Origin of the sequence: Syntrophothermus sp., assembly GCF_013314835.1 — a bacterium.
In the GTDB taxonomy this organism is placed as follows: Bacteria; Bacillota; Syntrophomonadia; order Syntrophomonadales; family Syntrophothermaceae; genus Syntrophothermus; species Syntrophothermus lipocalidus.
The window spans coordinates 1-11,229 of the sequence record NZ_JABUEX010000062.1 but is presented as its reverse complement, the minus strand read 5'-3'; the positions used below and the strand labels follow the sequence as shown (position 1 = coordinate 11,229).

At 61.0% G+C, this 11,229-nt stretch carries 13 protein-coding genes; 1 reads left to right on the top strand and 12 read right to left on the bottom strand.

The genetic code is table 11. The features are described 5' to 3' along the window. Window positions 1-377: hypothetical protein (locus tag HPY90_RS13240; protein ID WP_287195159.1), on the top strand; the 377-nt coding region annotated here is incomplete at its 5' end. 59 nt (window positions 378-436) lie between these two features. On the opposite strand, the gene HPY90_RS13235 is transcribed toward HPY90_RS13240, so the two are convergent. From HPY90_RS13235 to HPY90_RS13180, 12 genes are all read right to left on the bottom strand, one after another. After that, window positions 437-943, bottom strand: a complete 507-nt coding sequence (locus HPY90_RS13235; protein WP_287195163.1) for a pilus assembly FimT family protein — start codon at window positions 941-943, stop codon at window positions 437-439. An 11-nt stretch (window positions 944-954) separates the two neighbouring features. Next, window positions 955-1,701: a prepilin peptidase gene (locus HPY90_RS13230; protein ID WP_287195161.1), complete on the bottom strand. Its 747-nt coding sequence runs from the start codon at window positions 1,699-1,701 to the stop codon at window positions 955-957. A gap of 99 nt (window positions 1,702-1,800) precedes the next feature. Then, window positions 1,801-2,529, bottom strand: coding sequence for a hypothetical protein (locus tag HPY90_RS13225; protein WP_287195158.1), 729 nt, complete (start codon window positions 2,527-2,529; stop codon window positions 1,801-1,803). A gap of 7 nt (window positions 2,530-2,536) precedes the next feature. After that, the gene (locus HPY90_RS13220) at window positions 2,537-3,151 is read right to left on the bottom strand and encodes a PilN domain-containing protein (RefSeq protein WP_287195157.1); all 615 of its coding nucleotides are present in this window, start codon (window positions 3,149-3,151) and stop codon (window positions 2,537-2,539) included. Next, on the bottom strand, window positions 3,151-4,209 hold the full coding sequence (gene pilM / locus HPY90_RS13215) for a type IV pilus assembly protein PilM (protein ID WP_287195156.1): 1,059 nt from the start codon (window positions 4,207-4,209) through the stop codon (window positions 3,151-3,153). Before pilM ends, HPY90_RS13220 begins: the two co-directional genes overlap by 1 nt. Before the next feature lie 33 nt (window positions 4,210-4,242). After that, on the bottom strand, window positions 4,243-5,730 hold the full coding sequence (locus HPY90_RS13210) for a pilus assembly PilX N-terminal domain-containing protein (protein ID WP_287195155.1): 1,488 nt from the start codon (window positions 5,728-5,730) through the stop codon (window positions 4,243-4,245). 11 nt (window positions 5,731-5,741) lie between these two features. Continuing rightward, window positions 5,742-6,236, bottom strand: coding sequence for a PilW family protein (locus HPY90_RS13205; RefSeq protein WP_287195154.1), 495 nt, complete (start codon window positions 6,234-6,236; stop codon window positions 5,742-5,744). Further along, window positions 6,233-6,829 (bottom strand): type IV pilus modification PilV family protein, encoded by a 597-nt coding sequence (locus tag HPY90_RS13200; RefSeq protein WP_353733670.1) that lies wholly within the window; start codon window positions 6,827-6,829, stop codon window positions 6,233-6,235. Before HPY90_RS13200 ends, HPY90_RS13205 begins: the two co-directional genes overlap by 4 nt. Window positions 6,830-7,068: 239 nt before the next feature. Further along, complete coding sequence (locus HPY90_RS13195) at window positions 7,069-7,497, bottom strand: type II secretion system protein (protein ID WP_287195151.1); 429 nt, start codon at window positions 7,495-7,497, stop codon at window positions 7,069-7,071. Between the two features lie 48 nt (window positions 7,498-7,545). Then, on the bottom strand, window positions 7,546-8,796 hold the full coding sequence (locus HPY90_RS13190; RefSeq protein WP_287195149.1) for a type II secretion system F family protein: 1,251 nt from the start codon (window positions 8,794-8,796) through the stop codon (window positions 7,546-7,548). 136 nt (window positions 8,797-8,932) lie between these two features. Beyond that, window positions 8,933-10,609, bottom strand: a complete 1,677-nt coding sequence (locus tag HPY90_RS13185; RefSeq protein ID WP_287195147.1) for a GspE/PulE family protein — start codon at window positions 10,607-10,609, stop codon at window positions 8,933-8,935. A 34-nt stretch (window positions 10,610-10,643) separates the two neighbouring features. Continuing rightward, window positions 10,644-10,874, bottom strand: a complete 231-nt coding sequence (locus tag HPY90_RS13180; protein WP_287195145.1) for a cyclic di-GMP-binding domain-containing protein, MshE-related — start codon at window positions 10,872-10,874, stop codon at window positions 10,644-10,646. Window positions 10,875-11,229: the final 355 nt, after the last annotated feature.

Genomic DNA, 11,229 nt, shown 5'->3' with positions numbered 1-11,229 from the left:
TTGGAGAGAAACTCGCCTCTCTCCGTGCTTTGCTCCCTCAAACCCTGAGCCGTTACTGGAAAGAAGATTTTCCTCTGCCTCAACCATCGGTCGGACTTTTTCCCTTTGACAAAAAAGTCGTGATGCAGGCAACTAAAACATACCTTTTCAGGAAGATCAGGGAACTGCAGCTTAAAGGAAGGAGGATCTTCGGCCTGCACATTGAAATTTACCGGGACTATAAAACAGGGGACCCCACCTCCCCCATCTTTGCCTGCCAGGAGGCGCTGGTTGCAGCGCTCGCCGCAAGCATCGCCCGGGCCTTCCAGCTAAAAGAGCTCCGCGTTCAAAGCAGCCGCGCCGAAGCAGCCTCTCAAGCCTTAGGACGGATTACTTGAGGGGTAGGGGTGCCAGTGGCAGCGAACTCGAGCCTCTTTCCTGCTCCGGTGAAACCGGATCAGATGTCCTCCACATTCTTCGGAGGCTGGTCACTCACACGCACCCTCCCTGTGACCGCAGCCACGATCACGTACTTGAAAGAGCCCGAAACCCCGTCTCTCAAAGTAACCGTGCCGCCTGCAGTAGGCGTGCCTTTCGCCGAGAACCTGAGCTCGTGATCGGTAAAGTTCGTGTTCTCGAGCACAACTCCGGACGGGAGACTGACCGCTTTCACCACCCGCGGCCCCAGATTTACAGACTTCTTCACATAATAGGCGTTGCCTGGAGACGGGTAAAACTTAATGGAGTAAGAGGAGCTTTCCTCGCTCAGGGCAAGCTGGCTTGTTTCTCTGATGTCCCCCGCGAGCCGGTCGGCGGCAGTCTGGAGGCGGCAGCGCCCGAGGCACCTCCTGAGATCCGGGACCGCCACGGAAATCAGAATCCCAACAAGAAAAAGAGCAAGAGAAACTTCCAGGAGCGTAAAGCCGGACAAGGCCCCGCGCTTTTTCGAAGGCAGACCGAACATCACTTACCCCATCACCAGAAGCGGCCCAGGTACCAGAAAATGAGCACTTTTCCCCACAGCAGAGCAAGGAAAGAGCCCAGAGCAATAAAAGGCCCGAAGGGAAGAGGGTCTTTCCGTCCTTTAATCCTGAAAAGCAAAAGAAAAAAAGCTACCAGCCCACCCACGCAGGCGCCCAGGAAGATCCCTAAAGGGCCTAACGGCCACCCCAGAAAAAGCCCCGTCACTGCAGCAAGCTTGACGTCCCCGCCTCCCATGCCGCCCTTGCTAATTACGACAACGAGAAGCAAAAATCCTGCTCCCGCCGCGCATCCCGCCAGAGCCGACCAGATTCCCACGTCCCGGGCCGCGAAACCCAGGATTACGGCGCCCGCCAGCCCGGCCAGCACCAGCTTATCCGGAATAATGTAATGCACCGCGTCGATGGCACCGGCGGCAATCAAGAGACCGGCAAAAAAAGCATACTTGGCGAACACCGGTGGCGAGCTGAAGCGGCACCAGAGAACCGCAAACACAACCGCCGTCAGAAGCTCAATCGCAGGATAGCGGAGGCTAATGGGGCGCCGGCAATAACGGCACCGGCCGCCAAGGACGAGATAACTGAAAACCGGAACCAGGTCGCGCCACGTGAGCTGGGTGCGGCAAAACGGACAGCGCGAGCGCGGCGCGGCGATGCTCTCCCCCCGGGGCAACCGGTAGATCACAACATTAAGAAAGCTCCCGACAAACAGGCCGAAAACAAAGGCTAAAAAGACTCCCATCCACACGTTTTCGCCCCATCCCGGCGCCCTTGCGGGGCATCCCCGCCGGCGTCCTCGAAGTTAGATTTGGTATACATTAGGAGCCATTACTTCCGGGGTCTACTTGAGAACCACTTCGCCCGTCCCGACGCGAGCAGCGGAAGGCAACGCTGCCCCTCCAGACGGCGCGGCATCCGCCGCCCGCAGTGCGCTGCCGGGAGCAGGCATGGCCGAGCCAACCGGCTCAAAAACGTTCACCCTACCGGCCGGCCACCCGGCCAGCGTTTCCAGAACCAGCCTCCCCTGCGGCGACCGGTCGGAGAAGACAACCAGATCCAGCATGGCCCGCACCGCGCCAGGCTCGTTGATTCCCTCCACCTTGAGACTCCTTATCTCAGCTAGGTTGCCGAGACCCTCCTGCTCCAGTTCCCTGCAGAACGCCAGCACGCCGGCGTAATTCCCTTCGGCGGTGATCCTCAGAGGAAGCGCAAGCGTGTATTTGTTCTCCCTGACCGCGCCCGGCTCAACGGCGGTCACCCGCACGTTTTTCTCTGCCGCCGCCTGCGCGAGGAGGACGATGCCCGCCCCGTCGCGCACTTCCGTCCGAAAGCTCGCCGCCGTGGCGGCCACCTCCTCCCGCAGTCTTTCCAGGTGCTGCCTCTCCGCCCGCAGAGAACCGGCCAGCTCCCGGCACCGGGAAAGCTCCCCGGTCGCGGCAGCAAGCTCCTCTCTCGTAGCCGCGTACGCCCTCACCTGCGGCACGAGCACGAAACGCACAAAACAAAATCCTGCACCCAGTGCCAGGAGCAAGAAGAGGAGGAGCCTGTCCCGCCCGCTCAGCTTTTCCACAAGACCATCACCCTTCCTCCAGGTGCGCCGCAATCTCAAAGCTTATGCCGCCGCTTCCCGGCGCGACGCGCCTCAGCTCTACCTGCCGAAAGCAGCCGCCACGGGTCAGCCTGTACTGAAAGATCCCAATGGAAGAGAGGCTCCGGGACGAGCCCCGCAAGATAAGAGTGTTCGGCCGGCCCGGCAGGGCGTCCTGCGCCTGCTTTTCGGAGGATGTCCCGCCCGGGCCCGCTCCCTTATCCTGTTCACTCCCGGGTACGTATGAAAGATCAAGGCCCGTCAGCCACAGATCGGCAGGCGCGATCTTGTTAAGGTCAGCCAGCATGGGCCACCACGTCCGGCGCTCCGCCAGGATGGCTTCGTACTCCCGCATCGCGGCTTCGAGCCCTTTTCTTTCAGCCTGTATCTTTTCTGCCTGCAGGGCCAGAGGATGCAGGGTAGCGATCTGCTGCTTCGTCGCGGCCAGCTCTGCTTTCAAACCAAAGTAGATCCCGAGAAACAGGCCGTAGCCGCCCACGACCGCCCCGGAAACAAAAGTGATCCCGGCAACGGCAAACAGACGGCGGAAATCTATATTTCCTTCGCGCTGGAGCTTTGGGGGAAGGAGATTGACCCGGTACATCAGATCACCTCCCGGAGGGCCAGCCCGATGGCCACGGCGTATGCCGGGTCGTAATCCACGCCCTCGGCCAGGAAAACCTGCGGGCGGCCGACCTCGACCGGCACCCCGAGCGCCTCCCGCAGGTGCTCTGTCAGGCCGTAAAGCTTGCTGGTGCCGCCGCTCAGGATGATCTTCTCCACCGTCACCTTCTCCTCCGCCGCCCAGAACTTCAGCGAGCGCCTTATCTCCCGGCCCACCTCGACCACGCCCCCGTGCCACAGGTCGGCCGCCCGGACGGCACCGGGCGCCGCGTCCGCTCCGCCCACTTTCATCTCCTCGGCGGCGGTGAATTCGATGCCGTATGCTTCCATGAGGAACCTGGTCACAGTGTCTCCACCCACCGGGAGCAGCCGCACGAAGCGGATTGCCCCGTCCCGCACCACCACCAGATGCGAGGTCGCGGCGCCGATGTCGGCGACGGCCACCGTCCCGGCGACCTCGCGGCCGAAAAGGCGCCAGAGCGCAAAGGCCTGCAGGTCGAGCGCCGTGACGGTGAGGCCGGCGCGAGAAAAAATGCTGTGGTAGCGGTACACCGTTGCCGCCGGGACGGCAAGGAGCAGTATGTTTTGCATCGTCCCCCCGCCGTTCGTACTCTCGCCCAGGCGCACGTGCCTGATGATCAGCTGATCGACGGGAACGGGCACAAACTTCTCCACCTCGAAGCGGGCCGCTGCCTCCAGTTCCCTTTCGCTCATCGCCGGCAGGCGAACGACGCGGCCGACCACCTTTTCCCCGCCGATGCAGGTGATCACCTGCCGCAGGCGGGGGTTGGCAAGCTCCTTAAGCGCCTGTACCAGCGCCTCCTCGTCGAACTGCTCGTTCCACACCCCCGGCGGGCTCGGGCAGCGCCGCAGGGCCACCACCTCCGGAGCGCCGTCAATCACCTTCACCTCGGCGACCTTGACGTCGCGCGCGCCGACGTCCACGCCGATGAAGTGGTTCCTCCGGGGCAGAAGCCTCCGGGCCAGCTCCTTGATCTTCAGGGACGCTTCCCGGGCCAGCAACTTCAATTCCTTCACCTGCTCCTCACCTGTACCTCACCTCGTCCCCACTTATTCCCAGGCGACGATCCGATACCCTACCGGCGTGCCCGGAGGCACGCTGGCCTGCGCCGCGTTGAGGTTGATTATGGCGTCGATTTCAATGTCTTGTTTGGCAGCAACCCAGTCAAATTTGAGCTCCGCCCCTATTCCAACGTTGCAATCAAACGTTCCCGCTGTCATTACAGCCAAGCGCCCGCCAGTCCCCATAGCCGCGTCATACGTTACATTCCCGGCCACTGCAAAAAGCCCAAAAGAGTTCTTAATACCCGATGTGTCAACACCAAAAAGACCCATAAATCCTTCATCCAGTTTGACGCTATCGGCGACAAGCGTAGTCGGTTGATCCGCTTTAACCGCAAGACTCAGGGAAGTATTAAAAAAAGTTACTCTAACACTTTTGCCGGGGTAGCGTTGCTGGTACCGAGTTATCATACGCTGGCGCCATCTGTTGTAGGCAGCGGTATAAGCGTCTGGATCGAGGGTAAGAGCACCTCCAACTACATACAACCCGTTGAGGGGCAGTTCCGCCCCATACACGTTTACGGTTACAAAAACATAATCGAGGAATACCACAATACTTTCGCTATACCGCCAGTGTATGCCTTTCCCCGAACCGAATTCGGGATCATCATCAAGAAACTGCGTTGCGTTTTCAAAGTATTGCCCTTTGCTTACCGCCTCATTCTTAACCCGGGCATACCACAGACTGTTCTTGTCAACTACTGGAAATTCTGGAATGGGAAAACCCGGAATTTCAGCACCGCAGTTTTCGTGAACAGTTACCTCGCCCGCTGGCCACCAGGACTGGATGATCACATCCTGGCCGGCCCATATTTCCCCGCTCCAGGTACTCGTGAAACCGGTAATCGTAACATTCCTTCCGGCCTTGATCTCTCCCTCTCCTCCAGCAACCAGACCGCTCAGGGTAACGTCGCCACCAGCGTAAAGGCCTCCCCGCCAGTCCTGGATAGACGATTCCAGCGTCAGGTTACCGCTTCGGGCCACGATTGATCCTTCGTAATCCGCGATGGCCGCCCTGACCTGAACGTTCGTATCCGATTTCAACCCCGGGCCGCCGTAGGAAAGAAAGGGGTCCGGCACCACTTTCACCTTCACCCGGATAGTCTTCCGCGCCCGCGTGCCGCCGCTCGCAGGGTAGTACGCCGAAGAGGTTATGGTGTAGAAAATGTCGTTGCCGGACGTTTCCTTGGTCACGGTCACCTCGTCAATCCTCCCGCCGGCGTAATCCTTATTCTTGTCGTCTATGCGGAACTCCTCGAAGTTCGGCGCCGGGTAGATGAGCCTCCGCCGCAAGTCCGCCAGGGCCATTTCGATGCCCGCCTCGGCGATGTAGTAGGCCTTCTTCTGCCATGTCTCCAGGGTCGCGTTTTTCCGCGCGGCGGTGCCCATGGCCACGGCTGCGCTGCCGATCATGAAGATGACCGTAGTCAAGATCAGCACAAGTACAAGAGCCTGTCCCCTCTGGTCGCGCAGCATGTGAACCCCCTCTATCCGTTCTCCCCGACCCGCAGGTGAACCTCGGTAGTTAACGAAACGGAACCGCTCTTTCCTCTCTCGCCGGTGACCGTTACCGCAACCATCCCGGCCGCAGCATCGTACTTAAAAAGCAAACCCGTGATGTTGCTGGCAATGGGAAGCCAGGCAGTGCCGTCTTTACCCTGAAACTTTTCTTCAATCTCCTTATCGAGGGCGTCGAGCCGGTAGCCGGTGCTCTCCCCGCTGAAAGAAAGGGTGAACTCGATGTGGGAACCTGCATCGGTGATGTTAACGCTGTCAGGTTTGGCCTGCCTTATTTTAGCGGCCATCCTTGCCATTGCAATCCGCAGGTTTTCCTGCACCTCGATCCTGTCATTCTCCCGCGCGTACTGCCGGTAGCCGCTCACGTACAGCAGGGAGGCAGCGGTAACGACAATGGCCATGATGGTCAGGGCCACGAGCGCCTCTATAAGGGTGAAGCCGAGGCTGTCACGCACCTCCCTCACCACCGACTCAGCCTTTCGCCGGTAAGGGCGACTTCTCGCGTGCGGCCGCCGGTTGTCGCATAACTTACGGTGACGGTGACCGTTCTCAGCTCACCGTCGGGTTGTGGTTCATCGTTGGCAGCGTGGGGTTGTCCAATCACCACTCGGTAGGCGTAGCCTGCGTCGGTGCCCTTGAAGATGGCGTATGTCGTGGTGTCGTCGGGCACCGTATCCCACGCGCGGTCCACCGTGGCCGTGCGCGTGGCGCCGTTATAATCCGTGATCTTCCGCACCTGCCCGGCGCCCGTCCCGCCGGTAAGGGCTACCGTCAGGTCGTTATAGTAGTCGTTCGCGTCGCTGGCCCCGGCCGCAAGCTGGATGGTGGTGGCCGTCCCGCCCCGCGCCGTCCCGAGCTGGTTTTCGGGAACGGCTTTAACCTGCTCGAGTATTTCCTGGGCCACGTTGGCCGCCGCCACGTCGTGGCGGGCCACCGCGGTGGACCTGCCCCCGGCCAGAAAAAGCCCCATCAGGGCCGCGCTCGTGAGGCCGAGGATCACCAGGGCCACCATCACCTCGATCAGGCTCATGCCGCGCTCTAAGCAGGACCTTTTCATTAAAGGCCGGGCGCCCAAATGAACCAAGCGAAACCCGGCAAAGTTTCGGCAATTGTTGATTCTCGGAGCGGAAGCCATACGGCCACCTTCCCGTTCACATCAAGCCCGGGTTAACTAAGACCGCAGAACACCGGCCAGGACGGCCGCTGACAGGGCAAAGAAGCAGAAGACCAGTACCACTTCGACCAAAGCAAGGCCCCCGTTTTCTCCCCTGTCGGCCACCCCTCCCCACCTCTTTACTACTTTGTCCTCTCCGATGTACCGCCTGTACCCTCAAACACTACGCGCTCAGTGTTATTACCATCTATAGCCTTCAAAGTAAATTTTGCTGGAGTAGTGCTACTAGCAGCGGTATACGTATACACATACTTTACTCCCCATGGATCCTTAGGAAGCTGCGTATTAGTCTCCTTCGGATCATCAGGAAGTCCGGCTTTTGTGATAGCATCAGATTCGCTAGCAGGATAATCACCCTCCTCCGCGTAATAAGCGTCCAGCGCTGCAGCCATAGGGGCCATCTCACCTGCAGCCTTCGACACCTTGGCCCTGTCGATGTAGCCCAAGTACACATAAATACCGCCGGCGATCAGCACGCCGATGATGATCAGGACGACCATCATCTCGATCATGGTGAAACCCTTCTGGTTGCGCAGGAATCTCAAAAGCATTACTCTTCCCCCCTGTTTTTCCTGAAGTGATGGCTGGTTGTCGCCCCGCTAAGGCGTTCCCGCAGGCATCCCTCCTCCCTGCATGACGCCGGCCAGGTTGAAGAGCGGCAGGTAAATGGAGAGGGCGATGAAGGCCACGATGGCGCCCACGCCGGCGATCAGGAGCGGTTCGACCAGGCCGGAGAGCCTGGCGATGGCGGCCTCCACCTCCTGCTCGTAAAAGGCAGCCAGCTTAACAAGAAGCTCGTCCAGGGCGCCGGACTCCTCCCCCACGGCCACCATGCTGGCGGCCATGGGCGGGAAGACGGTGCTCTGCGCCAGAACCGGAGCCACCCTTTCCCCTTCCCGGATGCTTTCCCGGGCGCGGGCGATCTCCTCCGCGGCCGTGGCATTACCGATCACCTTCTCGAGCGTCTCCAGCGCCTGCACCAGCGGCACCCCGCTCTGGAGAAGGGTGGCCAGCGTACGCGCAAATCTGGCGACCACCGCCTTGCGGGCCAGCGGCCCCGCGACGGGGAGGTGCAGGAGGGTCCGGTCCGCCAGCCTTCTTCCCCTCTCCGTGGCGGCGGCGCGCCGCAGGGCGAGGGCGAGGGCAGCCGCGGCCGGCAGCAGGACGTACCAGTACCGGGACAGAAAGGCGCTCACGCCTATCAGGACGCGCGTCGGCAGGGGCAGCGCCGCCCCCATCTGGGTGAAAATGTCGACGAAGACGGGGACGACCAGCACCAGCAGGGCGATCACGGCCAGAAACGACATGCCCGCCACGAGCAGCGGATAGGTCATCGCCGACCTGATCTTCTGGCGCAGCTCGTGCTCCTTCTCGAAGTGGACGGCGAGGCGGGCGAGCGCCTGGTCGACGGTGCCGCTGACCTCGGCAGCCGCCAGCATGTTGATCAGGAGCTCCGGCAAATGCTCCTTGTGGCTGCGGAACGCCTCGCTGAGCGCTTTTCCCTTCTCGATGCCGGCGGCGGCATCACGGGCGATCTCCCGCAGCTTCCTGCTCTCGGTCTGCCCGGCAAGGACGCGCAGGCACTGCAGCAGGGGAATGCCCGCCTCGCTCATGGCGGCGAACTGCCGGCAGAAAACGGCGAGATCTCTTACTCTGACTTTCAGGTTCAGAAGCCGGTAAAGGTCGAGTTGAAGAGGGAGCGCCGGGCGGATGGCCACCACGAAGAGGTTTTTCTCGCGCAGCGAGGCGATGGCCGCGGCCTGGTTATCTGCCTCCACCCGGCCGGTCACTATGCGGCCCGCGAGATTTCGCGCCCGGTAAATAAAGGTCTTTGCCATTTTAACCACCATGCCCCTTAGCACCGCTTCCGGGTCGTGCGCCCAATGCAGGACCTCTTCCCTGCCGATGATGCCTCTCTGGCAGAGCGTTGCGTGGATTCCGATACCCCAATTCCGGCAGCACAGGAAATAATTTCGACTATCAGCTTTATTTTTCCTCTCTGTACGCGACGCGCATGATTTCTTTTATCGTGGTGACGCCTGCAAGCGCCTTCTGAATGCCGTCCTCCTTGAGGGAGACCATTCCCTCGCGGAGTGCCGCGCGGCGCAGCTCTTCCGTCGCCGCCCGCCGCAGGATCAGGTTCTGCAACGTCGTCGACACGGTGAGCACTTCGTGGATGGCGAGCCGCCCCCGGTAACCCGTCTGGCCGCACTGTCTGCACCCCTTCCCGGCGTACAGGGTGTGCTGCGCGTCTTTCAGCCCGGCGAAGGCTGCTTCCGCATCGTCAGGCGCGTAAGGCTGCCGGCAGTGCGGGCAGACGCGGCGCACCAGGCGCTGTGCGATCACCCCCAGCACCGAGGAGGCCACCATGAACGGCTCCACCCCCATGTCGATGAGGCGCGTCAGGGCGCCGGGGGCGTCGTTAGTGTGCAGGGTGCTGAGCACCAGGTGCCCGGTGGTGGCGGCGCGCACAGCGATTTCGGCGGTTTCCAGGTCGCGTATCTCGCCGATCATCACCACGTCCGGGTCCTGGCGCACGATGGAGCGCAGGTAGGTGGCAAAGGTGGCCCCGGCCTTGACGTTCACCTGAACCTGGTTCACGCCCTCAAGCATGTACTCCACGGGGTCCTCCACGGTGACGATGTTCCTCTCCACGCTGTTGATGATCCTGAGCGCCGTGTAAAGGGTAGTCGTCTTGCCGCTGCCGGTGGGGCCGGTAACCAGCACCATGCCGTAGGCGCTCCGCAAAAAACGCGTGAAGAGATCGAGGTTGTGCGGGGAAAATCCGAGGTTCTCCAGGGTGAGGTTTTTGACGGCCTCCTTGTCCAGGATCCGGATGGCCACCTTCTCCCCGAAGATGGTAGGCAGGGTGGAAACGCGCAGATCCAGGTCGCGCCGCGGCAGCTTCAGGGGAATGCGCCCATCCTGCGGGAGGCGCCGCTCGGCGATGTCCATGCCGGCCATCACCTTAATGCGGGAGACGATGCCGTGGCTCATCCGGCGCGGCAGCCGGATCACCTCCCGCAGCATGCCGTCGACACGGTACCGGACCCTGATGTCCTTCTCCTGGGGCTCGATGTGGATGTCGCTGGCCTCCTCGTCCAGAGCCCGCATGATCAGCGAGTTGACCAGCCGGATGATCGGCGCCTCGTCGACGACCGGCTCCACCACTTCCGCGTCCGCCGCCTCCGGCTCGCCGCCCAGTTCCTTGAGCGCCTTCTCGACCTCGGGAAGGCCAAAATGTTTCTCGATGAGGAGGTTAATCTCTTTCTCGCTGACCGGTACGGGCTCGATGTCCAGCCCGGTAATCAGGCGCAGGTTGTCGATGGCCACGACGTTGGAGGGATTCGCCATGGCCACGTGCAGACGGTTGCCCTTTTTTCCGATGGGAAATAACCTGTACTCGCGGATGAGCTGTTCCGGAACGAGCTTCACTATCTCAGGTTCTACATATCCCCAAGACACTTCCCAGGAAGGGCGCTCCCCGGCTTCGAGCACCCGGTTGAGCTGTTCCTCGCTCAGCATGCCCAGCCTGATCAGTACCTGGCCCAGCAGCTCGCCGGTGCGCATCTGCTCACGTAATGCCTTTCCAAGCTGCTCTCTGGTAATCAGGCCCGCCTGCACGAGCCGTTCGCCGAGCAGCTGCCTCCTTGCTGCAGCCATGTTTCCCCTCCTGATACAGGAAACATTCGCTATTTTAGGGCATAAATCCTGCAAAACCCCAAGACACTTCCCAGGAAGGGCGCTCCCCGGCTTCGAGCACCCGGTTGAGCTGTTCCTCGCTCAGCATGCCCAGCCTGATCAGTACCTGGCCCAGCAGCTCGCCGGTGCGCATCTGCTCACGTAATGCCTTTCCAAGCTGCTCTCTGGTAATCAGGCCCGCCTGCACGAGCCGTTCGCCGAGCAGCTGCCTCCTTGCTGCAGCCATGTTTCCCCTCCTGATACAGGAAACATTCGCTATTTTAGGGCATAAATCCTGCAAAATTAAGGAGAAATTCAGCGAAATAGTTGCAACAACCGTCGAGCCGCCGTTTTCCAAACGACACGCACATTCCCGGCCTGGCCAAGCAGCTGCGAAGGAGGCTTTACAACAGCATCTTGCTGCAACAGTCTAGATAAAGCCTGCGGTGCATTCCTAGAGACATCCAGATCCCCCTCCCTCTAAACCCTTTCTTTCAGCTCCACCTGCCCTGCCACGACAACTCTTTTTTTCTCCTTTTTCGCCCTTGTCGAAGCCAGGCTCGCCATGTTGAGCAGGTCGCGGAAGCTCGCACCGCGCCCCC

Excerpts from the sequence above, each read along its gene's own strand:
- HPY90_RS13235 (WP_287195163.1), bottom strand. The coding sequence starts at position 943 with ATGTTCGGTCTGCCTTCGAAAAAGCGCGGGGCCTTGTCCGGCTTTACG.
- HPY90_RS13230 (WP_287195161.1), bottom strand. The coding sequence starts at position 1,701 with ATGGGAGTCTTTTTAGCCTTTGTTTTCGGCCTGTTTGTCGGGAGCTTT.
- HPY90_RS13220 (WP_287195157.1), bottom strand. The coding sequence starts at position 3,151 with ATGTACCGGGTCAATCTCCTTCCCCCAAAGCTCCAGCGCGAAGGAAAT.
- HPY90_RS13210 (WP_287195155.1), bottom strand. The coding sequence starts at position 5,730 with ATGCTGCGCGACCAGAGGGGACAGGCTCTTGTACTTGTGCTGATCTTG.
- HPY90_RS13200 (WP_353733670.1), bottom strand. The coding sequence starts at position 6,829 with ATGAAAAGGTCCTGCTTAGAGCGCGGCATGAGCCTGATCGAGGTGATG.
- HPY90_RS13195 (WP_287195151.1), bottom strand. The coding sequence starts at position 7,497 with ATGCTTTTGAGATTCCTGCGCAACCAGAAGGGTTTCACCATGATCGAG.
- HPY90_RS13190 (WP_287195149.1), bottom strand. The coding sequence starts at position 8,796 with ATGGTGGTTAAAATGGCAAAGACCTTTATTTACCGGGCGCGAAATCTC.
- HPY90_RS13185 (WP_287195147.1), bottom strand. The coding sequence starts at position 10,609 with ATGGCTGCAGCAAGGAGGCAGCTGCTCGGCGAACGGCTCGTGCAGGCG.
- HPY90_RS13180 (WP_287195145.1), bottom strand. The coding sequence starts at position 10,874 with ATGGCTGCAGCAAGGAGGCAGCTGCTCGGCGAACGGCTCGTGCAGGCG.